This window comes from Xanthomonas sp. LMG 12461, assembly GCF_009192935.1.
Lineage (GTDB): Bacteria > Pseudomonadota > Gammaproteobacteria > Xanthomonadales > Xanthomonadaceae > Xanthomonas_A > Xanthomonas_A sontii.
The window spans coordinates 1-22061 of the sequence record NZ_NQYT01000038.1; the positions used below are offsets into that span (position 1 = coordinate 1).

Annotated in this window: 21 protein-coding genes; 8 read left to right on the forward strand and 13 right to left on the reverse strand. The window is 67.1% G+C overall.

From position 1 onward, the window contains the following. Window positions 1-140: 140 nt before the first annotated feature. The 6 genes from efp to CEK68_RS10705 all read left to right on the forward strand — a co-directional run bounded on the left by efp (window position 141) and on the right by CEK68_RS10705 (window position 5227). Entirely contained in the window at window positions 141-707 is a 567-nt protein-coding gene (efp, locus tag CEK68_RS10680; RefSeq protein WP_010343528.1) for an elongation factor P, read from the forward strand. A gap of 126 nt (window positions 708-833) precedes the next feature. Further along, entirely contained in the window at window positions 834-1493 is a 660-nt protein-coding gene (locus CEK68_RS10685; RefSeq protein ID WP_017917629.1) for a TMEM175 family protein, read from the forward strand. Window positions 1494-1518: 25 nt separating this feature from the next. Continuing rightward, the gene (locus CEK68_RS10690) at window positions 1519-2853 is read left to right on the forward strand and encodes a TRZ/ATZ family hydrolase (protein ID WP_152239346.1); all 1335 of its coding nucleotides are present in this window, start codon (window positions 1519-1521) and stop codon (window positions 2851-2853) included. 53 nt (window positions 2854-2906) lie between these two features. Then, window positions 2907-3644: a bifunctional 2-polyprenyl-6-hydroxyphenol methylase/3-demethylubiquinol 3-O-methyltransferase UbiG gene (gene ubiG, locus CEK68_RS10695; RefSeq protein WP_150411436.1), complete on the forward strand. Its 738-nt coding sequence runs from the start codon at window positions 2907-2909 to the stop codon at window positions 3642-3644. Further along, window positions 3634-4341 (forward strand): phosphoglycolate phosphatase, encoded by a 708-nt coding sequence (locus CEK68_RS10700; protein ID WP_152239347.1) that lies wholly within the window; start codon window positions 3634-3636, stop codon window positions 4339-4341. Before ubiG ends, CEK68_RS10700 begins: the two co-directional genes overlap by 11 nt. A gap of 181 nt (window positions 4342-4522) precedes the next feature. Continuing rightward, window positions 4523-5227 (forward strand): phytoene/squalene synthase family protein, encoded by a 705-nt coding sequence (locus CEK68_RS10705; RefSeq protein WP_152239348.1) that lies wholly within the window; start codon window positions 4523-4525, stop codon window positions 5225-5227. Window positions 5228-5255: 28 nt separating this feature from the next. Here CEK68_RS10705 and CEK68_RS10710 read toward each other — a convergent pair whose 3' ends face one another. Continuing rightward, a complete protein-coding gene (locus CEK68_RS10710; RefSeq protein ID WP_226977847.1) occupies window positions 5256-6419 on the reverse strand; it encodes a putative acyl-CoA thioester hydrolase in 1164 nt (387 codons plus the stop codon). A gap of 599 nt (window positions 6420-7018) precedes the next feature. Between CEK68_RS10710 and CEK68_RS10715 the strand changes: the two genes are divergently transcribed. After that, the gene (locus CEK68_RS10715) at window positions 7019-7639 is read left to right on the forward strand and encodes a hypothetical protein (protein WP_152182315.1); all 621 of its coding nucleotides are present in this window, start codon (window positions 7019-7021) and stop codon (window positions 7637-7639) included. Between the two features lie 436 nt (window positions 7640-8075). Here the strand turns inward: CEK68_RS10715 and CEK68_RS10720 are convergent, their stop codons facing one another. From CEK68_RS10720 to yidD, 3 genes are read right to left on the reverse strand one after another with little or no spacing between them, the layout of a single operon-like run. Beyond that, on the reverse strand, window positions 8076-8939 hold the full coding sequence (locus CEK68_RS10720) for a M23 family metallopeptidase (RefSeq protein WP_193314167.1): 864 nt from the start codon (window positions 8937-8939) through the stop codon (window positions 8076-8078). Then, window positions 8939-10273, reverse strand: a complete 1335-nt coding sequence (locus tag CEK68_RS10725) for a dihydroorotase (RefSeq protein ID WP_152239350.1) — start codon at window positions 10271-10273, stop codon at window positions 8939-8941. Before CEK68_RS10725 ends, CEK68_RS10720 begins: the two co-directional genes overlap by 1 nt. Further along, window positions 10273-10545, reverse strand: coding sequence for a membrane protein insertion efficiency factor YidD (gene yidD / locus CEK68_RS10730; RefSeq protein WP_026144024.1), 273 nt, complete (start codon window positions 10543-10545; stop codon window positions 10273-10275). Before yidD ends, CEK68_RS10725 begins: the two co-directional genes overlap by 1 nt. 114 nt (window positions 10546-10659) lie before the next feature. On the opposite strand from yidD, the gene dksA reads away from it, so the two are divergent. Beyond that, entirely contained in the window at window positions 10660-11778 is a 1119-nt protein-coding gene (dksA, locus tag CEK68_RS10735; RefSeq protein WP_152239351.1) for an RNA polymerase-binding protein DksA, read from the forward strand. Between the two features lie 253 nt (window positions 11779-12031). On the opposite strand, the gene CEK68_RS10740 is transcribed toward dksA, so the two are convergent. The 9 genes from CEK68_RS10740 to CEK68_RS10780 form a co-directional block, all read right to left on the reverse strand. Then, entirely contained in the window at window positions 12032-12706 is a 675-nt protein-coding gene (locus tag CEK68_RS10740) for a hypothetical protein (protein WP_026144025.1), read from the reverse strand. A 69-nt stretch (window positions 12707-12775) separates the two neighbouring features. Next, window positions 12776-13630 (reverse strand): hypothetical protein, encoded by an 855-nt coding sequence (locus tag CEK68_RS10745; protein WP_152239352.1) that lies wholly within the window; start codon window positions 13628-13630, stop codon window positions 12776-12778. Window positions 13631-13958: 328 nt separating this feature from the next. Then, a complete protein-coding gene (locus CEK68_RS10750) occupies window positions 13959-14345 on the reverse strand; it encodes a hypothetical protein (RefSeq protein ID WP_017909791.1) in 387 nt (128 codons plus the stop codon). A 70-nt stretch (window positions 14346-14415) separates the two neighbouring features. Then, complete coding sequence (locus CEK68_RS21225; RefSeq protein ID WP_051067633.1) at window positions 14416-15255, reverse strand: hypothetical protein; 840 nt, start codon at window positions 15253-15255, stop codon at window positions 14416-14418. A 111-nt stretch (window positions 15256-15366) separates the two neighbouring features. After that, complete coding sequence (locus CEK68_RS10760; RefSeq protein WP_226977841.1) at window positions 15367-17175, reverse strand: PQQ-binding-like beta-propeller repeat protein; 1809 nt, start codon at window positions 17173-17175, stop codon at window positions 15367-15369. Beyond that, window positions 17075-17953, reverse strand: coding sequence for a hypothetical protein (locus tag CEK68_RS10765; RefSeq protein WP_226977842.1), 879 nt, complete (start codon window positions 17951-17953; stop codon window positions 17075-17077). Before CEK68_RS10765 ends, CEK68_RS10760 begins: the two co-directional genes overlap by 101 nt. 49 nt (window positions 17954-18002) lie before the next feature. Further along, entirely contained in the window at window positions 18003-18623 is a 621-nt protein-coding gene (locus CEK68_RS10770) for a hypothetical protein (RefSeq protein WP_226977843.1), read from the reverse strand. A 29-nt stretch (window positions 18624-18652) separates the two neighbouring features. Further along, window positions 18653-20845 carry a peptidase domain-containing ABC transporter gene (locus CEK68_RS10775; RefSeq protein ID WP_152239353.1) on the reverse strand — a complete coding sequence of 731 codons (2193 nt, stop codon included), beginning with the start codon at window positions 20843-20845 and terminating at the stop codon, window positions 18653-18655. Beyond that, a complete protein-coding gene (locus tag CEK68_RS10780) occupies window positions 20842-21912 on the reverse strand; it encodes an HlyD family efflux transporter periplasmic adaptor subunit (protein WP_226977844.1) in 1071 nt (356 codons plus the stop codon). Before CEK68_RS10780 ends, CEK68_RS10775 begins: the two co-directional genes overlap by 4 nt. Window positions 21913-22061: the final 149 nt, after the last annotated feature.

A 22061-nucleotide genomic window follows, 5' to 3' on the forward strand; every position in this document is an offset into this window, starting at 1 on the left:
GGCGGGGACGGCTGCATCGGGCGGGGGGCTGCGGTTATCATAGGCGGTCATCACACGAGCGCCCGCCGTTGCGGCGGAGCTTCCATTCTATCCGGCCGGCCGCCGAACGCGGCGGGTTTGCCTTACCCGAGGAGTTTCAGATGGCCAGCTACGGCATGAACGACGTCAAGAACGGGATGAAGATCCTGGTCAACAGCGAGCCTGCGATCATCACCGATACCGAATACGTCAAGCCCGGCAAGGGCCAGGCGTTCACCCGCGTCAAGTACCGCTTCATCAAGTCCGGGCGCGTGGTCGAAATGACCATGAAGGCGACCGACAGCGTGGAAGCGGCCGACGTGGTCGACACCGACATGCAGTACCTGTACAGCGACGGCGAGTACTGGCACTTCATGCAGCAGGAAACCTTCGAGCAGGTGCAGGCCGACAAGGCCGGCGTCGGCGACGCCGCCAAGTGGATCAAGGGCGAGGAGGATTGCGTGGTGACGCTGTGGAACGGCACGCCGATCCAGGTCACCCCGCCGAACTTCGTCGAACTGAAGATCGTCGAGACCGACCCGGGCGTGCGCGGCGATACCTCCGGCGGCGGCGGCAAGCCGGCGACCCTGGAGACCGGTGCGGTGGTGCGCGTGCCGCTGTTCGTCGGCCAGGAAGAAGTGATCCGCGTCGATACGCGTTCGGGCGAATACGTTTCGCGCGTCAAGTAAGTCGGCATGCCCGCGGCCGCCGCCGGCCGCGGGCATGCGCACGCGCTGGCGTGCGGCGGCCAGGCAGCGCCATGCGCCGGATCGCCGTGCGGCGGTGATGGACCACCTCGCTCCCAGGAAACGCCCGTGACGACCAGCCACGCCGACAGCGCCGACAGCAAGTACCCGCACGACCGCGTCGTGTTCTTCAGCGATGCGGTCTTCGCCATCGCCATCACCCTGCTGGCGGTGGAAATCAAGGTGCCCGGACACGCCGAGGTCGCGGCGGCCGGCGGCATCCTCGCCGCCCTGCACCGGATGCTGCCGCTGTTCATCGGCTTTGCGGTCAGCTTTCTGGTCACCGCGCTGTTCTGGAAGTCGCACCTGCAGCTGTGCCGGCACATCCGCCAGTTCGACGACCGGCTGATCTGGCTCAACGTGCTGCAGTTGCTGCTGATCGGCCTGCTGCCGTTCTCCACCGCGCTGTACTCGGACTATTTCGGCAGCCACGAGGCGTTCTCGGTGTACTGCGCGCATCTGGCGGCGATCGGCCTGGCCGGGTACTGGCTGCATGCCTATGCGGTGCGCAAGGAAGGCCTGGCGCAGCGGCTGGGCCCGCTGCAGGCGCAGGCGATGAAGCTGCGCGCGGCGGTCTCGCCGGTGGTGTTCGCGTTATGCATCCCCGTGGGCATGGTGGCACCGTGGCTGGGCCGCTTCGGCTTCCTGGCGGTCTTCCTGCTGCAGTGGGGGGTGATGCGCGTGTACCAGCGGCGCATCCGCCAGGCCCAGGCGGCACCGGCACCGTGACCCTCCCTTTTCCAGAGTCCCTGCGATGACCTCCATACCCGAATCCTGCGACCTGCTGATCGAAGCCGGCTACGTGGTCCCGATCGAACCGCATGCGGTGGTGCTGGAAGACCACGCGGTGGCGGTGCGCGGCAGCGAGATCGTGGCGGTGCTGCCCACGGCCGAGGCGCGCACGCGCTTCGCCCCCGCGCGCACCGTCTCGCGTCCGGACGCGGCGCTACTGCCGGGGCTGGTCAACGCGCATACCCACAACCCGATGACCCTGCTGCGCGGCATCGCCGACGACCTGCCGCTGATGGTGTGGCTGCAGCAGCACATCTGGCCGGTGGAGACCGCGGTGATCGGCCCGGAGTTCGTCGCCGACGGCACTGCGCTGGCCATCGCCGAGATGCTGCGCGGCGGTACCACCTGCGCCAACGAGAACTACTTCTTCGCCGACGTGCAGGCCGCGGTGTACAAGCAGCACGGCTTCCGCGCGCGGGTCGGCACGGTGATCATCGATTTCCCGACCGCCTGGGCCAAGACCTCGGACGAGTACTTCGCCCGCGCCTGCGAGGTGCACGACCAGTGGCGCGACGATCCGCTGGTCGGCATCGCCTTCGCCCCGCATGCGCCGTACACGGTCAACGACGCCAACTTCGAGCGGGTGCGGATGCTGTCCGACCAGCTCGAGGTGCCGGTGCACCTGCACACCCACGAGACCGCGCAGGAAATCGCCGACTCGCTGAAGCAGTACGGGCAGCGCCCGCTGGCGCGGCTGGACCGGCTGGGCCTGGTCAACGACCGCCTGATCGCGGTGCACATGACCCAGCTCACCGACGCCGAGATCCACCTGTGCGCCGAGCGCGGGGTCAGCGTGGTGCATTGCCCCGAATCCAACCTCAAGCTCGCCTCCGGCTTCTGCCCGGCCTGCGCGCTGCAGCGGGCGGGGGTGAACCTGGCGATCGGCACCGACGGCTGCGCCAGCAACAACGACCTGGACATGTTCAGCGAGAACCGCACCGCGGCGATCCTGGCCAAGGCGGTGGCCAACGACGCCACCGCGCTGGACGCGGCCAGCACGCTGCGCGCGGCCACCCTGGGCGGCGCGCGCGCGCTGGGCTTCGGCGAGACCATCGGCTCGATCGAGCCGGGCAAGCAGGCCGACCTGATCTGCGTGGACCTGTCGGCGCTGGAGACCCAGCCGCTGCACAACGTGCTGTCGCAACTGGTGTACGCCACCGGCCGGCAGCAGGTCAGCGACGTGTGGATCGCCGGCCAGCCCAAGCTCAGCCAGCGCGTGCTGGTGGACATGGACGTCGATGCGCTGGTCGCCAATGCGCGGCAGTGGCGCGAACGTATCCGCAGCATCCACGCCTGATCCGCTATGTTCGCCGTGCCGCGCCGCGCGCGCGGCCCCAACGAGAGTTCGCCATGACCGCTTCCGCCGCCAACGCCTCCGCCAATTTCGATCAGGCCGAACTGGACAAGTTCGGCGCCCTGGCCACCCGCTGGTGGGATGCCGACGGCCCGCAGAAGCCGCTGCATGCGCTCAATCCTGTGCGTCTGCGCTACGTCGCCGAGCGCCTGCCGCTGCGCGGGGCGACGGTGCTGGACGTGGGGTGCGGCGGCGGCCTGCTCAGCGAGGCGCTGGCCAAGGAGGGCGCGCAGGTCACCGCGATCGACCTGGCACCGGAGCTGATCAAGGTTGCGCGGCTGCACCAGTTCGAATCCGGGGTCGAGGTCGACTACCGCGTGCAGTCGGTCGAGGACCTGGCGGCCGCACAACCGGGCAGCTTCGACGCCATCACCTGCATGGAGATGCTCGAGCACGTGCCCGATCCGGCGGCGATCGTGCGCGCCTGCGCGACCCTGCTCAAGCCGGGCGGACAGCTGTTCCTGTCCACCCTCAACCGCACCCCGGCCGCGTTCGCCCTGGCCATCGTCGGTGCCGAATACGTGGCGCGGCTGCTGCCCACCGGCACCCACCGCTACCAGGATTTCATCAAGCCGGCGGAGCTGGCCGCCTGGTTGCGCCAGGCCGAACTGCAGCTGCGCGACGTCAGCGGCCTGGCTTACGAGCCGTGGCGCAATCGCGCGCGGCTGTCCTCGCGCACCGAGGTCAATTACCTGGCGTGTGCTGTAAAGCCGGGAATCGGGAATGGGGAATAGGGAAGCGCCGCTGCCGCGGCGGGGTTACCCGCCGGTGGTGCTGTTCGATCTGGATGGCACGCTGCTGGACAGTGCGCCGGATCTGCTGGCCGCGGCCAATGCGCTGCTGGCCGAGCATGGGCGTCCTGCGCTCGACCTGGCGCAGTTGCGGCCGGTGGTGTCGAAAGGCTCGCGGGCGATGCTCGGCGTCGCCTTTCCGGATCTGCCCGCCGCGCAGCACGATGCGCTGATTCCGGCATTCCTGCGCCACTACGAGGCGCTGATCGGGCGCCATTCGCAGCCGTTCGACGGCATCCCGGAACTGCTGCAACGCCTGGAAGAGGCCGGCAGCGTGTGGGGCATCGTCACCAACAAGCCCGAGGCGCTGGCGCGGTTGATCCTGCCGCAGTTGCAGTGGGAGCAGCGCTGCACGGTGCTGATCGGCGGCGACACGCTGCCCGAGCGCAAGCCGCATCCGCTGCCGCTGCAGGTCGCCGCGCAGCGCCTGGGCGTGGCGCCGCAGGAAGTGGTCTACGTCGGCGACGACGAACGCGACATCTTGGCCGCACGTGCCGCCGGCATGGCGTCGGTGGCGGTGCTGTGGGGTTACCGGCTGGACGAGGACGATCCGCTGGCCTGGCGCGCCGACGCGATGGTCGCGGCGCCGGCCGAGCTGTACGACGCCGCGGCTTGGCCGGTCAGCGCAGCCGCGTCCTGAAACCGGTGCTGTCGCCGCGTTCGCGGTGATGCACGACCGCCGTGTCGCGGCTTGCACGCCGACGCCGCTCGGCATCCACCGGTCGCGCACGTACACTGCGCGTTCTGCGCGGCAGCCGCGCTCACTCTCCCATTGCGCGATGCCGTCGGCGCGCGCGCCTGAATCCGGATCCACCGATCGCATGAGCAGTTCGTCCGCCCTGGATGCCTTCCTCGACAAATGGCGTCGCCGCTGGCCGGAATGGGCCGTGGCCGAGGCGTTCGTGCCGGCGCCGCAGCGCGCCCGCACCGTGGCCTGGTTCGCCCTGCTGCAGGAGTTCGACGACATCCTCAACATCGCCGGCGACCCGCTGCCGGCCGACGCCAAGCTGGCGTGGTGGGGCGAGGAACTGCGCAGTTGGGCCGGGCAGCGTTCGCGGCATCCGCTGGGCCGGGTGCTGGAGCCTGTGGCGGCGCCGTGGACACAACTGGCCGAGGCCTTGCCGAGCCTGCCGCAGTCGCGCGCGGCCGCGGCCGACACCGCGCATGCGCTGGAGCGGCTGGAGCCGTTCGCGCAGGCGGTGGTCGCGGTCGAGCGCGCGTTGTTCGAGGCCTCGGCCGAGGGCGCCGTGGTGCCGGTCGCGCTGCAGGTGCTGGCGCAGCGCCTGGTCGAGGGCGGCGCCGCCACCGCGCCGCTGGCGCTGCGCGGCGGCGATGAGGCGCAGCAGCGCCAGCGCTGGGCGCAGGCATTGTTGAAGCCGTGGCCGCGCCGCGTGCGCGGGCCGCGTCCGCGGCGCATCCTGTCGGCGCTGGCGCGTGCGCGGATGGTGCAGCAGGCGGCCGCCATGCCCAGGCCGCCGGGACAGATGGCGACGCTGTGGCGCGCCTGGTGGGCCGGGCTGGGCTGAGCCCGCCCGCCCTCCGCGCCGGCATGCCTCAGGGCGCGCTGCCGGCGCCGCTGTTGGCGTACTCGTAGAAGCGATTGGCCGAATTGCTGCAGTTGCTGCTGCAGTACGGCCGGCCGATGGTCGAGGCGTTCCATGGCGCGCTCTTGCGGATGTGCCCGCCCAGCGTCGAGTCGCGGATCACCACCTTGCCGTTGGGCGAGGTGCCGTCGACGTAGTTGGACAGGCTGCCCACGCTCTCGTCCCAGGCCCGGCCCAGCCACACCGTGCCGCTGCCCGGATTGCCGACCGCATCGAAGGTGCTGCCGATCGCCAGGAAGCCGTAGCTGCTGACCGGGCGGGTGCTGGGCGCGAAGATCACACCGCCATCGTTGGCGCCGCGGCGCGCGGCGGTGTAGCGGATGGTGCTGCCGGCGAACACCGCCACGCCCGAGCCGAAGATGAAGTCGGTGTCGCCCTCGATGGTGCCGCCCTTGAAATAGGCGCGGATCACCGTGTTGGCGCTGCCGGCGCTGACCAGCAGGGTGTCCTGGTTGCCGGTCAGCACCACGTTCTCCAGCACTGCCTTGTCGCCGCGCAACGCCAGCGCCACCGCCGACTGGTTGCTGCCGCTGTAGGTGCCCTCGACATAGCTGTTGACGATCGCCAGGTTGCGCGCCTGGAACTGCGCCGCGCGCACGGTGACGGTGCCGCTGTCGGAGGTGCCGACGGTGCTGCTGGCGGCGTTGCTGGCGCACGGATGGGTGGCGCTGCCGGTAGGCTTCGGGGTGGGGTTGGCGTTGTCGAAACGGATCGTGGTGCTGGCCGGGCTGCCGCCGAGGCCGAACAGCGTGAGCGGCGGCGCCGCGGCGGGCACGCACACCACTTCGGTGTAGGTGCCCGGCGCCACGCTGATGTAGCGGCGCATGCTGCCGCCGGCGGCGACCGCGGCGTCCACCGCGGCCTGCACGGTGCGGTAGCGGGTGCTGCCGTCGGCGGCCACCGCGTAGTCGGCCTGCAGCAGCGCGACGCCGGCGCTTGGATCCCAGTTGTCGGTGACCAGCGCGCCGATCGGTCCGGCCTGGGCCAGGTGGCGGGCGACGGTCTGGTTGGCCGCCTCGCTGCTGGTCAGTTGCGGGCGCGACGCGGTTCCGGTCAGCGCCGGGGCATCGGTGACGACCCCGGCCGCCAGCGCCAGCGTCGCCAAGGTCTTCATCCATAGCACATTAGTCATGACGATAGGATTCCCTGGGTTTATAGGTGAAGCCGCTCACAACGGGTATGACACCGGTATCAATTTTCTGCACGGCGGCGCCCATGGCGATGCTGCGGAGCTATCCTAGACAGCGATTGGTCGTCTGTGACGCCTTAGAGTACGCGCAGTTATCGATCTGTGGGTCTCCATCACGATCGGTGTGCTGGCCGAGTTTGATTCGAAGGCAAGGCAAGTTGGGCAGGGCGGAACCCTGTTGGTATGTCTTCGGATATGCGCTGTATTGCCTTTCTGCGCGAGCAAACGACCTATGGCTCCAAAAGGGGCAATTCGACTGCCGAGGCGACCGGCATGCGGTTCGTTGCAACCAGCCACATGATGCAATCTGTGGGAAGCTACATGCCTAAAGCTTCGTTCCGACTGCTGCTTGAATGTTGCCTGGATGTGATGCGCGTCTAATCAAATAGCGCTCCGCATCGGTGCGCGTTTCTGGTCGATGTTGCATCGCGCTGAACTTCGATGGGGATTTTATGCGGTTAAAGCTTGAAACAAAGAAAATAAAGGATTTAAACAGGGCGGAGATTCTCGGTTACTGCGATTTCATGAAGAAGTACGACTTGAGGCGGTCAAGGAAAGATATATTGCAGTCTTTGCGAAAATTGCAGAAAGTTGTCATAGGGCGGGATAAGGGTGGGGCTATTGTCGCTATTGGAACCCTGGTCATCAAGCGGCTGGAGGTGAATGGCAAGAGCTATGTTGTAATTATTCCAGGCACGGTGTTCGATCCAGTGGCTCGTGGTCGCGACTTGATACGAAAATATACGATCTACAATTACTTTATTGAAAAAGCAAAGAGTCCTTTTTCAAGTGTGGTGTTTTGCGCCGTATTCGGAAATTGGCGTGGCTACAGGTCTTTCGTCGGAAGGTTGAGGAATGCTTGGCCAAGCCCTTTTGTGACGACGCCTCCTGACATGAAAGCTCTGATGAGCGCGATCTTTTCCGAGGTTTACAAGGAAAAATGGGATGCCGATAGCTGTACTGTCAGGAATCTTGGCGTGATCCTGCGCGAGGCGATCGATTTCATACCAGATGCCGAGAGGGATCCTTATGCCTTGGAGTTCAGGAGATTGAATCCTGGGTATCCGCAAGGGGACGGGCTTGCGACCATGTGCGTCGTTGGAATCCTCGATTTGCTTGGGCGTAAGAGGAAGTCCCTTCGCTGATCGGGTATGGCGGTGTGCTTGGTTTGAATGGTTGCTCAGGGTTGGTCGTGTGCTGTGCAGGTGGGCCTCGTGACTTAGGATGCTCCGGTTCGGGAGCGTTCCTTATCCGTCGTTGTTGATGAGGTCATAGGAATCTATCGCGGAGCGACGGCAAGCCCTGACTAGCTCGCGTTTCGCTGCTTTTGCGCGCGTTTCAGCATCAAGCAAGGGATCGATGCTTGCGTCGAACCGCGCCAGGCGAACGCATCGGCCACCCAGATGATGAACGCGCCGCCGCGCGTCAGTGAACCTGACACGCCAGCGCTTCAAGGCTGCTTTGTCCGCTCCAGCACCAACAACGGATCGATGCGCACATCGAACCGCGCCAAACGAATGTGTCGGCGACCCGGATGAGGAACGCGCCGCCGCGCGCCAACGCACCTGACCCACCAGCCCTTTACTGCTGCTTTGTCCGCTCCAGTACCAACAGTGGATCGATGCGCACATCGAACCAATTCATCCCCCAATGCAGATGCGGCCCGGTCGCACGACCCGTGGCACCCACTGCGCCGATCACCTGGCCCTGGGCGATGCGGTCGCCGACTTTGACGTCGATCCGCGACAGGTGCAGGAAGTTGGAACTGACGCCGTAGCCGTGATCCAGCAGCACGGTGCCGCCGGTCAGGTACAGGTCGGGAGCGGCGAAGGTGATGACGCCGGCGGCCGGGGCCTTGACCGGGGTGCCGGTGGGCACGGCGATGTCCATGCCCGAATGCCCGGCGCCGGGCTGGCCGTTGTAGACCCGGGCATTGCCGAAGCGGCCGCTGATGCGGCCCTGCACCGGCCAGATGAAGGGTGCGGCGAAATCGGTGCGCGGGTCGTCGCGGTCGCGCGCGGCGGTGACCTGGGCCTGTTCGCGCTTGATCCGCTCGGCGATCGCCGGCGGCGGGTTCACCGTCTTCGGCGGCACCCCGTTGACCTGTTCCAGCGGCCAGTCGCGCGGCGTCACCGCGATCTCGATCGTCTCAGTCCCGCCATCCGGGCGCTGCACGGCGATGCGCAGCGGGCCGCGCTCGTCGCGGCCGATGCCGAACACCACGCTGCCGTAGTCGCTGACTCGCAGGGTGCGTCCGGCGTACTGCACGCGGCTGCCGGGCGCGACCTTGCCGATCACCAGCGCGCCCTGCGAGGCGCTGCGCGGGAACACGCTGCGCGCCTCGGCGCCGGCCGCGGCCGGCGTCTGTGCGTGCAGCGCCGGGGCGACCGGTGCGGTCAGCAGGACCAGCGCCAATGCGGCGCCGGACACCAGGGCGCCGCGCATCAGCGGTCGAACGCCAGGCGCTGCCCGTTGGGACTGCCGACCAGACGGGTTCCATCCCAGGCCAGCACGCCGTTGATCCAGGTCGCGGCGATCCTGGAGCGGAAGCTGCGGCCTTCGAACGGCGACCAGCCGCACTTGGACAGCACGTCCTCGCGGCGCACGGTGAACGCGGTGTCGTCGATCAGCACCAGGTCGGCGTGGTAGCCCTCGCGCAGGAAGCCGCGTTCGTGCACGTCGAACAGCAGGGCCGGCGCGTGCGCGAACTTGTGCACCACCTGGGCCACGCTGAGCCGGCCCTCGTGGACCAACTCCAGCGCCGCGACAAGCGCGTACTGCACCAGCGGCAGGCCCGACGGCGCCTGCGCGTACGGCTTGCTCTTCTCTTCCCAGGTGTGCGGGGCGTGGTCGGTGGCGAGCACGTCGATCACGTCCTCGGCGATCGCGCGGATCAGCGCCTCGCGGTCGCTGGCGTCCTTGATCGCCGGGTTGCACTTGATCAGGTTGCCGAGCGTGGCGTAGTCGGCGCGGTCGAAGCGCAGGAAATGGATGCAGGTCTCGGCGGTGATGCGCTTGCCCTGGATCGGGCCGGGGGTGAACAGCGCCAGCTCGTCGGCGGTGGAGATGTGCAGCACGTGCAGGCGGGTGCCGTGCTTCTTCGCCAGCGACACCGCCAGCTGCGAGGACTTCAGGCAGGCCTCGCGCGAGCGGATGTCCGGGTGCATGTCCGGGGTCAGCGCCTCGCCATACTTTTCCTTGAACGCGGCCAGGGTCGCGTCGATGGTCGGGGTGTCTTCGCAGTGGGTGATGATCGGCGTCGGCGCGTCGCGGAAGATCGCGTCCAGGGTCTGCGGGTTGTCGACCAGCATGTTGCCGGTGGAGGCGCCCATGAACACCTTGATGCCGGGCGCGGTCTTCGGGTCCAGGGTCTGGATCGCGGCCAGGTTGTCGTTGCTGGCGCCCAGGTAGAAGCCGTAGTTGCCCCAGGCGCGGCCGCGCGCGGCGTCGTACTTGGCCTGCAGCGCGGCGGCGTCGAGCGTGGGCGGGTTGGTGTTGGGCATGTCCATGAAGCTGGTCAGGCCGCCGGCCACCGCCGCCGCCGATTCGGTGGCGATGTCGCCCTTGTGGGTCAGGCCGGGTTCGCGGAAGTGCACTTGGTCGTCGATCATGCCGGGCAGCAGCCAGCGGCCGGCGGCATCGACCACGGTCTCGCCCTCGCGCGCGGCCAGCTGCGGGGCGATCGCGGCGATGCGGCCGTCGGCGATGCGCAGGTCGCCCTGGGTTTCGCGGCCTTCGTTGACCAGGCGCGCGTTGACGATCAATGTGGAAGCGGACATCAGTGTTTTCCTTGGCAGCGGCAGGGTGGCGGCGCCGTGGGGTCGGGCACCGGGTCGAACCCGCCAGGATGGAAGGGGTGGCAGCGGCCGACGCGGCGGGCGGCCATCCAGCCGCCGCGCAATGCGCCGAAACGGGCGATGGCGGTCACCGCATACGCCGAGCAACTGGGCACGAAACGACAGCGCGGTCCCAGCAGCGGGCTGATGAAGCGCTGGTACAGGCGCAGCAGGGCGATGAGAGCGCGGGCGATCACATCACCATGATATGCCACTGTGCTGGACTAGGCGGGTCGCTCGGCGTATACGCCGCGTTGTTGCCGCGGGGGGTAGGGTAGGCTATAAAGGCCCGCTTTCCCGGGCCCCGGGAAGACCAAGGAAGAGCGTTCGTGGCTGCTAAAAAACCTGCAAAGAAGGCCGTCCAGGCCGCCAAGAAGCCTGCCAAGCCCGTCGCCAAGAAAGCGACGGTGTCCGCCGCCAGCAAACCGCTGAAGAAAGCCGCGCCTGCGAAGTCGGCAGCCAAGGCCGCGCCGGCCAAATCGGCCAGCAAGGCCGTGGCCAAGAAGCCGGCGGCCAAGCCGGTCGCTGCGGCGCCGGCCAAGTCCGCTCCTGCCAAGAGGGCCCCGGCCAAGAAGGCGACTGCCAAGCCGGTCGCCCCGGCCAAGGCCGCCGTCAAGCCAGCGCCCGCCGCCAAGCCGGCAGCGAAGACGCCAGTGGCCAAGACCGCGGCCGCTCCCGCCAAATCCAAACCGGCCACCGCCTCTGTCGCACCTGCGGTGACCACCTCCGTACCGAAGTCGGCGCCCAAGCCGGCTGCGGCCAAGCCTGTCCCGGTCAAGCCCGCCGCGCCTGCCGCAGCACCGGCCTCCAAGCCCGTTGCCGCCAAGTCCGCCGCGCCGTCGACCCCGCCACAAAAGAATCCCGTGTCCGTTTCGAAATCCTCCGCGAAAACCCCCACCAAGTCCGAATCCACCCCGAAGGCGCCGGTCGCCAAGCCCACCGGCAAGGTCGCCGTGGCCGTGACCGCCAAGTCCAACACCCCGGTCAAGCCGGCCAAGTACAAGGTGGTCGAGTACAAGACCGACGAGGCCACCGGCCGCCCGATCCTGCCCAAGGGCTACAAGCCGGCGGCCGACGAGGAGTACATGAGCGCGCTGCAGCAGGAGTACTTCCGCCAGCGCCTGCTCACCTGGCGCGCCGATCTGGTCGAGGAATCCAAGCAGACCATCGAGAACCTGCGCGACGAGGTCCGCGACATCGGCGACGAAGCCGAGCGCGCCACTCGCGAAACCGAGAACTCGCTGGAACTGCGGACCCGCGACCGCTACCGCAAGCTGATCGGCAAGATCGACAGCACGCTCAAGCGCCTGGACGCCGGCGACTACGGCTACTGCGTGGACACTGGCGAGGAAATCGGCCTGGAGCGCCTGGAGGCGCGCCTGACCGCCGAGCGCACCATCGACGCGCAGGAGCGCTGGGAGCACCTGCAGAAGCAGCAGGGCGACTGAGCGATCACCGCCTTCAATGCGTCAAGGCAAGGCCCCGCTCACGCGGGGCTTTGCGTTTTGGTCACCTCATCGCCGGTCTAGGCAGTTCGCCTGTCGGCGATGCCGCACGCCGCGGAGGCGATGCCGCCTCCCCAAATCGGCCCCGCGGCATCGACGTGATGCTCGGCCATGGGCCGATCCTGCTGCTGGGCCACCTGCGGCTGTGCGGGTGATGCGTCGAGGTGGCTGTCCCTCAGCATGGGCGGCGGCGCCTTCAGCGCACCCCGTTGACCAGAGCGCTTTTCGCGTCCTTGACGAGATCCAGGCCGAGCGGACTGAAGTTGTAAAGGTCCTCCTTGGTGGCTGCGATGTTCAGCCCGACGATGGCCGAGGTGTCCGGATCCACATCCACGGCCAGCGGCATGGCGGCGAACTGCACATAGTCTCGGCTGGCGTTCCATTGCGCATTGCCACCGATCGCCTGGAGGAGGCGATCGATGTGGGTGCCGACCGGCTGGCCGAGCAGGTCGAAGGGCAGGGGAACTTTCAGATCGGCGAAGGCGATTAGGTTGATGACACGGTCATTACGGAAGCGTAAGGCCAGCTGACTGTAGACGAGCGTGCCAACCGGACGCGGATGCCGAGCCAGTTGCGCTTTGAAATCGCGCGGGTACAGGTACATCACGCTGAGCGTGTCCGGATGCTCGGCATCGTCGCGGGTGATGTCAGGCTGGCCGAGTAAGGCCAGGACCTGTTGCTTGTGCATGCCAAGCGCGACCGGGCCGATGTGCGTGCATGGAGCGGGTAGGGTGGACGCATTACTGGAGGCAGCGAAGGCCTGGTGGAGCCCGCGGGTACAGGCAGCGGCGTCGTTGCCGGTGGCGTTGGCCTGTGCGACGGCCATGCCGAATACAAGGATGCCGAACAGCGAAAAGGAGCGGTGTGGCATGGGGCATCTCCGGTGGTGGATCGCGCGTGGGCGAGGCCGGGAGCGCTCCCGGCCCCGCCCAAGGATGAATTAGTGGTTGTTGGGATCCCAGCCTTCGCGGTGCCCGTAGGCGGTGATGAACGCGTTGCGCTGGTCGCTGTTCAACGATGACCACTGATCGGACGGATTCAGGCCCGAATTGGTGGTGATCGTGGTGATCATCTCCGAGGTCGGATTTTCGCTCGGCGGCGACCAGCTGGTGATGAGGTCACTCAGCGTGGCGGTGCCACCGGCGTTGTTGTTGAGGCGGTCCATGTTGGCCGCCGCGGCGTCCAGACCGGCTTGCGGGCTGGAGAAGATCGCAAAGCCGCGGTCGTCGCCGAGCGTGCCGTGATTGTCCGCGAACGTGCCGGAGCGGATGTCGAGCGGGTTGTTGTCGCGGTTGGGATGGGTGCCGGTGACATCATGCGTGGTGCCATCGGCCGCGGTATAGGTCACCGTGGTGCCGCTGGCCGACGCGGACGTCGCGGGCTTGTCGTTGCTGCCGGCACCGTCGCCATCGCTGCCATCACCGTCGCCACCGTCGCCGTCTCCGTCGCCACCATCACCGTCGCCACCGTCGCCTTCACCGCCTTCGCCTCCCTCGCCACCCTCGCCACCTTCTCCTCCCTCACCGCCTTCGCCTCCTTCACCGCCTTCACCGCCTTCACCGCCCTCGCCACCGCCCTCCGATTCGACCGGTGCGATTTCGTCGCTGATGGCCATCTGGGCCGTCGCAGTCTTGTGCATCGCCATGTGGTGATGGTGATGGGTCTTGGCTTTGGCGTGGTGGGTTTTCTTGTGCGCCTTGGCGTGGTGAATCGAACTGGACAACGGATGCGCGCCGATGGATGTGCGCGTGCCGCCTGCAACCATATCGATTTCGATGATATCGAGCGTTCTCATGTTGATCCTTGAACAGAGGTGCGGGAAAAGCGCCGTTCCCGCTTCGGCTGATCCGTTGCGCGCGGCGTGGCCGACGATCGGATCGGTTCATGCTGCGTGCGGCACGTCCCAGGGCGCGGGCAGGGCGTAGGCCCGGTCTTGCGCGTGGGGAGGCGTTCGAACGCAAGAAACGTGGAGCATGCGGCTGCGCCAGGCGACAAGGACGACGCCGCCATGTCGCACGCTGCGCCGCGCGTGGGCTGCAACACCAGGGCGAACCGCGGGAGCGGGCACCGTGCGGTTCCCCGCACTGCGTCCTGCAGCAATGGCGTCAGCGCCTATCCGGCGGCTACATCTGCTGGGTGGTCGTCGCCCCCTCGCTGGAGCACACCAAGGCCAGCTCCAGGCGGCGGACCGTCCAATGCGACGGGGTATCCATCGTCCCGGTCGCATGGACGTGATAGGACGGGCAGTCGGCATCCTCCTCCGGGTTGTTCTTGATGTCGCAGTTGCCTTCGATCAGGAAGGCGTTGCTCCCTTCGGCGCCGGTGCGAACAAATTTCAGCGCAGGACAGTCCGCGAACAGCCTCGACAGGACGATGTCGTTCTTCAGCACATAGGCGATCGCCTGTTCTCCGCCTGCGTGAGACGAGGCTTGCTTCGCCTGCGACGATCCTTGCACGGCGACGGCGAGCGCCAGGGTCATGCAGATGCGCGGTAACCAGAAAGACTTCATACGCAGAGCTCCGATGGGCGATTGTCTCCCGGGCTGGCGTGCGCCGGCCCGGGAGAGGGTGGGGTGCGTGTTACTTGAAGACGCTGATGTGGACGTGGGTGGTGTCGCCGGTCTCGCGGCTGGCGGCGGTCCAGTCCGCGGTGGGACTGGAGCGGATGAAATTGCCCGCAGGGCCTTCCACGTAGCTCACGTTGGGATTGGCCATCGCCGCATTCTCCAGCGCCTGGGCGTTCTGGAGGCCTTCGCCGCTCGTCCCGACATGGACGTCGTTGATGATGTTGATGTCGACGGCGTTGCCCGTGTAGTGGGCGGAATTGGGGTTGTGGCTGCCGTTGGTCGTGGCCGAGATATCGATGCTGTCGACGCTCTGGTCGCCGTCGAGCACCGAGCCCAGGGTCGAGGCCATTTTGGAGGTGACCGGGTTGTTGCTGCTCGAGCCGTCCTGGGTGTTCTGGTAAGTGATCGAGACCGTCCTGCCATCGGACGTCGTATGGCTGCTGCCTATGCTGGTATCGGCCGGGCCGTTGCCGTCGGCATCGTCGCCGTCGTCGTAACCGCCGCTGCCATCGCCTTCGCCGCCTTCGCCTCCCTCACCACCTTCACCGCCTTCACCGCCTTCGCCTCCCTCGCCACCTTCACCTCCCTCGCCACCTTCACCGCCTTCCCCTCCCTCTCCGCCTTCGCCGCCCTCACCGCCTTCACCGATCGGTTCGACCTCTTCCATCCGTGCCATCTGCATGGTCGCGGACTTGTGCATCGCGGCGTGGTGGTGATGGATCCTGGCCTTGGCGTGGTGGGTCTTGTTGTGCGCCTTGGCATGGTGGATCGAACTGGACAGCGGGTGTGCGCCGATCGATGTGCGCGTCCCGCCTGCGACCAGGTCGATTTCGATGATATCGAGTGTTCTCATGGTGATCCTCGAACAGGTATGCGGGGAAGAGGCCGTCCTCGCTTCGGCTGATCCGCGTACGCGACGAAGGCGCCGCATGCGTGGACCGATCCCGTTCACGCGTGCCGCACGTCAGGATGCGGCGAGGGCGGGGCACGCGGACTGCGCGTGCACGTCGCTCAGGCGCTCAAAGGCATAGAGATGGTTCATGTAGGTGGACACGTAGATGCGCCGTTCGTCAGGCGAGATCGCGACACCGTTGGTCACTGCGTCGGGCAACTGCAGCACGCCCACGGTTTCGAGCGTGTCGATGTCGATCTCGACGACGCGGCCGCCGTTGCTGCCGACGATCACCCGGTTGCCGATCCGCTTGGGCGAGGCGTACACGCGCGAGCGCAGGTTGATCTTCTTGATCAGTTGCATCGTGTCGATGTTGATCACGTACAGATGGCGGTCGCCCGAGCCACAGAACAGCTTGTTGCCGGCGAACAGCGGCGTGGTGTAGCAGATTTCGTCTGTCTGCCACTCGCCACGCTTTTCGCCGGTGGCGACATCCAGCACGTAGATGGACTTGTCGAACGAGGCGAAGGCGGTCAGCCCGCGACGTTCGTCCACCGCCGGCGCGTACTTCACCGAGCGCCGCGTCTTGAAGCGCCAGGCGATGCGTCCTGTCCTGGCGTCGAGCGCGAGCGTCTCATGGTCCGCGCTGCCCCAGATCACCAGGTCGCCGCCTTCCCAGTAACCGGGCGATCCGTGCTGCAGCTTCTGCACCTGGTGCTCCCAGATCTTTTCGCCGGTGTCCATCGCATAGGCGGCGAGGCTGCCCTGCGCCCATGGGCGGACATATTCGATGCCCACGTACATCAGCTTGTGGCGCGGCACCAGCAGCGGCGAAGCCCCGACCCAGTCGCCGTCCGGATGTGTCCAGATCTCCTCGCCGCTGGCCGCATTGAGGCAGTAGACGGTGCCGTTGTACGCGCCGAAGTACAGGCGTCCGTCATGGTAGGCGGGGCAAGACCAGATGCCCTTCTTGGTGTACGCCGCACCGGTCACCGGGTATTCCCAGACCAACCCGCCGGTCTCGGCGGAGAACGCCTGCATCTTGGCGGCGTCGCAGCCGCGGTAGATCATGTCGCCGACCAGCAGCGGCGCGGACTTGGGGACCACGTGGAAGGCGAAGCCTCCCGGCGTCGCCGTCCGCCACAGTTCGCGATACGCCTGGGTGGGCGGCGGCGCGCTTTGTTCCGGCGGCAGGTCGAAATCCTTGAGCGTGAACAGTGTTTGCACCGAGATCGCGTGCGTCTTGCGCCACTGCATGCCGGCCTTGGACAGGAAATCGACCACCACGAACACCTCGTCGAGCGCGTGTCCGGCCGCCGCAATCACCGCACGCGCCTTCTCAGCGCTGTTGCCGGAATTGAGCGAGTCGTCGACCAGCACGATGGGCAGGTCGAGCACATCGCCCTCGATGGCGTTGCCCATCCCCGTGGTCTTGCGATCCTTGCGAATGATGAAGCCGTTGACCGGGCCGCGTTCTTTGGGGGCGGTCAACAGCAGCGCGGTGAGCAGCGGGATTGCCGCGGTTTCCAGGCCGCCGAGCTGGAAGGGTGGGCGCGCGGCGTTGCGCTCCCAGAACGCTGCGGCGATCTGCTCAAGCGCAGCGCGTCGCATGAACACCCGGCGCAGATCGAACAGCCAGAGGTAGGAGCCACCCTTCTTGGTGATGAGGGGGATGTTCTCGGCGCTGGTGTGCAGGCCGACGGTCTGGATCAGGTCCCGAAGCGATTGCATGGTCATCGTGCAGCCCTGCTGGGAATGGGAGGATGTGGGTGATGGCGGATCAGGGAGACGCCGGAGCGTCGACCGAGCCGAGATAGCGCTCCACGGCCGGTCCCCAGATCGTGGAACCTCCGTGGCCGAAGAACAGGTGGTGACCGTCATCGCCGAAGGCGGCCGGCGTCACCAGGACGGCATGGCCGCCTGCCTCGGTGAAGGCGCGATGCAGCGACGCGGCGAGTTCAGGCCCGAAGAAGCTGTCGTTGGCCGTGTAGATCCACAACATCGGCGTGGTGGCCTGTTGGCCGAACGTGGTGGCTGCCGCGATCAGCCTGTCAGGATGGCAGTTGCTGTTGGGCCGGTCGTGGAAGTGGCCGCCGCGCCCGCCGGCCATGTTGACGAATGCGCCGACGTTGGGATGCGGCAGGGTCTCGTACGCCAACGTGCCCCAGCCGCCCGCCGACTGGCCGACCACGACGGCGCCGGTCGGGCTGTAGTCGGGCAGCGCGGTCAGGACGTCCACGATGCGTTTGAGCTGGCGTGCGGTTTCCAAGCCGGCCTTGACGTAGTCGGCGCGGTCGCAGCCGTCATAGCCCTCGCTCCAGGGACCGCCGGTGGCGCCGTAGCCGAGGCGCAGGACCAATGCCACGGCGTAGTGGCGTCGCAGGAACCAGCGCGCCGATTCGCCATCGCAGGTTTCCAGCGTCATGCCGGGTCGATCGGATGCCTTGGCCGGTGAGCCGTGTGCGATGACCACGACGCGCGGGCGGCGGACACCGACAGGGCGGCACAGCCGTCCCTGCAAGGTCCAGGGATGTCCGTCCGGATCGGCGATGGGGATCTGCAACGGTTCACCAAGATCGGCACGCGTGCCGCCCAAACCGCTCGCCGAGGCGATGCAGGGCGCCATGGCGCATGACAGCAGTGCGGTCGTGGTCAACATGCAGCGCAGGCAGGCAGACGACATGGTGGATGTTCCCGGTGGGTCGGTATCAGCGCCGGACACGCCGCATATGGAAGGTAATGGTCGAGCACAGCGTCGGGCACTCCCGCGCCGGGGCACGCGAGGCACGGGTGACGGCGCCGTCGAACAACACCAGCCGACCAGGGCGCGGGCGGATCGAGATGCACTCGCGCGCAGTGTCGTAGAACACGGTTTCACCCGCCCAGTCGTCTTTCCATTCGGCGCTGGCATAGAGCAAGGCGACACGCTCCTGATCCGACGGCTTGGCGTAGTGATGCGCCACGCCGTCCTGTCCATGCGTGTGGCCGGTCACGTAGGCGCGGACCAGGCCGTAGTCCTGCGCGAGGTTGTCCTTGATCTGCGTCCAGACCTCGTGGAGCGCCTCCATGCCCGGGGTCGCCGCGAGGACGTCGTCGTGGATGGCGCGCTCGTGCGCCTTGCGGCTGCCGCACAGATGGATATGCCAGGACGGCGCGGCGTCGCCGAGCAATCCTGGATAGATGCCGTAGGACCAGCCGCCGCGACCGCGCAGCAGTTCCGGCAGATGCTGGACTTCGACGAAATTGTTGACGACTTGCAGGGACGACGCTTCCGGCGCTGACACGATGGCGACCTCACGTTGGCGATACGGGATGGGACGATGTGGCACGGCGAACTGGCCGCCGTGCCGGCGGCAAGCTAGGAGGTGACGGGCGCGCGTGGCGCATGCGCCGCAGGCTGGCGCGTGCGGACTGCTCCTTCGTGCAATTCGATGACGCGATCGGCGTGCGCGATCGTTTCGGGGCGGTGCGCGATGACGATGCGGGTGATGTTCAGGGCCTTGATCGCCTGGTTGAGCTGGCGTTCCAGCGCCAGATCCAGATGGCTGGTCGCCTCGTCCAGCACCAGGATGTGCGGGCGCCGGTACAGCGCGCGCGCCAGGAACAGGCGTTGTTGCTGGCCGCCGGAGAGCGAGGATCCCATGTCGCCGACCAGGCTGTGGTAGCCCATCGGCATGGCCATGATGTCCTCGTGTATGCCGGCCAGGCAGGCGGCCTCCTCGATGTCCTGCGGCGTGGCGAGTACGTCGAACATGCTGATGTTCTCGGCGATCGAACCGGTGAACAGATGGTCGTCCTGCATCACGCTGCCGGTGATCGCGCGGTAGCGGGACTTGCCGAGCCGGCGCAGATCGAGGCCACCGATCTCGATCGCGCCCTGTTGCGGATCGAGCAGGCCGAGCAGTACTCTCACCAGGGTGCTCTTGCCGCACCCGGATGGGCCGACGATGGCGACCGATTCGCCTGCCTGCACCGCAAAACTGCACTCGCGCAGGATCCAGGGCTCGCCTTCGGCATAGCGGAAGCTGACCTTGTTGAAGGCGATGCTGGGCTGCGGCAGCGGACCCGCGTGCTCGCTGGTGGCGTGGGCCTCGGGTGGCGTCAGTACGATGTCGGCCAGTCTTTCGGCCTGCAGACGCAGCATGCGCAGTTCGATCGCATAGTCGACCAGGCTGGCGACGCGGCTGCTGAACTGGTCTCCGTAGGCCAAGAAGGCGGTCAACATGCCGACGGTGAACTGGCCTTTCAATCCCAGCCAAGCACCCAGCCAGAGCACGCCCAGGCGCTGCGCGCCTGCCGCCAGGTTCTGCAATGCGGTGAACAGCATGTCCAGGCGTTGCACGGCGATGGACGTGTTCAGCGTGTCGGTCGCAGCGTTGAGGTAGCGCGCGGTCTGCTCGGCCTCCTGGTTGTTCAGGCGGATCGTCTGCACGCCGCGGACCGCCTCCAGGAATCGGCTGTGCTGCTTGGCGGTGACGGTGATCTGGCTGAGGTTGGCCTCGCGGTAGACGCGGAAGTACAGCAGCCGAAGTGCCGCATACACGGCGACCGCACCGAGGACGATGGCCGACAGCAATGGGCTGTAGACGAACAGCACGACCAGGGTGACGCTGGCGAGCAGCCCGTCGAGCAGGATCTCGACGAAGCGGGTGGTGAGCGTCTGCTGGATCGTGTCGATCGCACCGAAGCGGGACACGATGTCGCCGAGATGGCGCGTGCCGAAGTAGGACTGCGGCAGACGCAACAGATGCTGGAACACATTACCGGTCCAGCCGAGGTTGAAGTGCGTGCTGAGCCACATCACGGTCCAGCTGCGCAAGGCCGAGACGAGTGTTTCGAGCACGATCAGCAGTGCGAAGCTCAGGCCGAGGAACGTGAGCAGGTCGTGGTCGCCATCGGCGATCACCTGATCCACCACAAGTTGCATGAACAAGGGCGCCAGGAGCGCGAAGACTTCCAGGACCAGGGCCAGCCCGAAGATCTGCGCCAGTCCGCGGCCCAGGCCCTGCACCGAGCCGGCGAGCGCGCGCAGCGACACCGGCGGCGTCTCGCGCTGGCGCTGAAAGGTCGGCCCTCTGGAAAACTCGATTGCCACGCCGGTGAAGTGCCTGCCGACGTCGCTCATGCTCAAGTTGCGCACGCCGACCGCGGGGTCGTGTACGACGATCCCGTGCTTGCCGACGCTGCGCAGCACCACGAAGTGATCCATGTCCCAGTGCAGCACGCAGGGCGTCTGTAACTGACCGAGCTCTTCCAGGTCCAGCCGAAGTGGCCGGCATTGCAGCCCAAGCGCATGCGCGATCTCGATCAGGCGTCGCGCGGTCATGCCCTTCAGCGACAGACTGAAGCGGCGTCGCAGCGCGGGCAGATCGGTATGGTGTCCGTGATAGCCGGCGATCATCGCGATGCAGGCCAGGCCGCACTCTGCGGCTTCGGCCTGCAGCACGTTTGGCAGGACGCGCGTACGCCAGAAGCGCAGTTTCGCGGCGCGCGCGTCCTGCGCGCTCGCAGTCTGTGCCGTCGTGCCGTGATGCGTGGGGGCCGCGTTCACGCGCCACTGCTCCAGCGATGGCCCATGCCGTACAGCGGCTCGAAGATCCATTCGACGATCCGGCGCCGGTCCAGCAACATGTCCGCGTCCAGCGCCATGCCCGGGCGCAAGGGTTCCTTGCGTCCATATGCTTCGACGTTCTGATCCGCCAGATCCACGCGGGCCAGGTACAGGGGGTCGGAGGAGGGCGGATTGCCGCCGCCGAGCAGCAAGGTGACTTCGCCCGGCGTCAGTGCGCTGCGCGAGACGCTGCGCACCACGCCGTGGTGCAGGCCGAATTTCTGGTAAGGGAATGCCTGGTAATGCAGGGTGACCTGGATGCCCGGATGGACGAAGCCGACCGCCTGGCTGGGAACCAGGATCTGCGCCTGCAGGGTCGAGCCGTCCGGGACGATGGCGAGCAGCGGTTGGCCAAGTGCGACCGAAGCGCCGGGTTTGACCAGCAAGGTGGAGACGGTGCCGCTGGCCGGCGCACGCAGTTCGCTGGCGCGTGCCGCTTCGTTCTGCGCAAGGGTCTGTTCGACCTGCGCGAGTTGCCGGCGCAGGTCGTTGAGCTTGGCGGACACGGCCAGTGGCAGTTGGGTCAGTTGATCGTTGAGGACGCTCAGTTGCTGCTGCGTACTGGCGCGTTGCTGCTGCAACGACCTCAGCTGCGACTCGTCGGCGAGCAACGCCGATTGCTCCTGCTCGACCTGCAGCGCCGGGATGTAGCCACCGGCGACCAGGCCCGACCACTTGTCCACCAGCTCCTGCACCAACTGCATCTGTTTTTTCTCGATGGCGATCTGCGCATCGATTTGAACCAGTTGCTCCTTCAGTGCGGATTGCTGCGTGCGGTTGTCCTCTGCCTGCTTGTCCTGCAACTGCAGGGTATCGCCGATGTCCTGGCGCAGGCTGCCGGCCTGGCGTTGCAACTGCGCGCTGACGCTGGCCGCCGTGTTGCCGAGTGCCTTGCTGGTGTGCTCGCCCGACAGCGAGACCAGGACCTGTCCGCTCGCGACCCGATCGCCTTCGGCGACGCCGACGTGATCGATCACGCCGAGCGTATTGGCGGTCAGGCTGATCAAGCCCGCGCGCGGAACCAGGAGTCCGGTGACATGGACGCGCTGGGTGTAATAGCCAAAGAAGAGCCACAGCACAATGGCGGCGGCCATGCCGAGGGCGACGAAGGTCCAGGCCCGGGTCGAAAGCGGCGTTGCCAGTCGTACCGTCCCCA

Coding starts and splice junctions, on each gene's coding strand:
- efp (WP_010343528.1), top strand. CDS start 141: ATGGCCAGCTACGGCATGAACGACGTCAAGAACGGGATGAAGATCCTG.
- CEK68_RS10690 (WP_152239346.1), top strand. CDS start 1,519: ATGACCTCCATACCCGAATCCTGCGACCTGCTGATCGAAGCCGGCTAC.
- ubiG (WP_150411436.1), top strand. CDS start 2,907: ATGACCGCTTCCGCCGCCAACGCCTCCGCCAATTTCGATCAGGCCGAA.
- CEK68_RS10700 (WP_152239347.1), top strand. CDS start 3,634: ATGGGGAATAGGGAAGCGCCGCTGCCGCGGCGGGGTTACCCGCCGGTG.
- CEK68_RS10705 (WP_152239348.1), top strand. CDS start 4,523: ATGAGCAGTTCGTCCGCCCTGGATGCCTTCCTCGACAAATGGCGTCGC.
- CEK68_RS10710 (WP_226977847.1), bottom strand. CDS start 6,419: ATGAAGACCTTGGCGACGCTGGCGCTGGCGGCCGGGGTCGTCACCGAT.
- CEK68_RS10715 (WP_152182315.1), top strand. CDS start 7,019: ATGAAGAAGTACGACTTGAGGCGGTCAAGGAAAGATATATTGCAGTCT.
- CEK68_RS10720 (WP_193314167.1), bottom strand. CDS start 8,939: ATGCGCGGCGCCCTGGTGTCCGGCGCCGCATTGGCGCTGGTCCTGCTG.
- CEK68_RS10725 (WP_152239350.1), bottom strand. CDS start 10,273: ATGTCCGCTTCCACATTGATCGTCAACGCGCGCCTGGTCAACGAAGGC.
- CEK68_RS10740 (WP_026144025.1), bottom strand. CDS start 12,706: ATGCCACACCGCTCCTTTTCGCTGTTCGGCATCCTTGTATTCGGCATG.
- CEK68_RS10745 (WP_152239352.1), bottom strand. CDS start 13,630: ATGAGAACGCTCGATATCATCGAAATCGATATGGTTGCAGGCGGCACG.
- CEK68_RS10750 (WP_017909791.1), bottom strand. CDS start 14,345: ATGAAGTCTTTCTGGTTACCGCGCATCTGCATGACCCTGGCGCTCGCC.
- CEK68_RS21225 (WP_051067633.1), bottom strand. CDS start 15,255: ATGAGAACACTCGATATCATCGAAATCGACCTGGTCGCAGGCGGGACG.
- CEK68_RS10760 (WP_226977841.1), bottom strand. CDS start 17,175: ATGACGGTCACCACCTGTTCTTCGGCCACGGAGGTTCCACGATCTGGG.
- CEK68_RS10765 (WP_226977842.1), bottom strand. CDS start 17,953: ATGTTGACCACGACCGCACTGCTGTCATGCGCCATGGCGCCCTGCATC.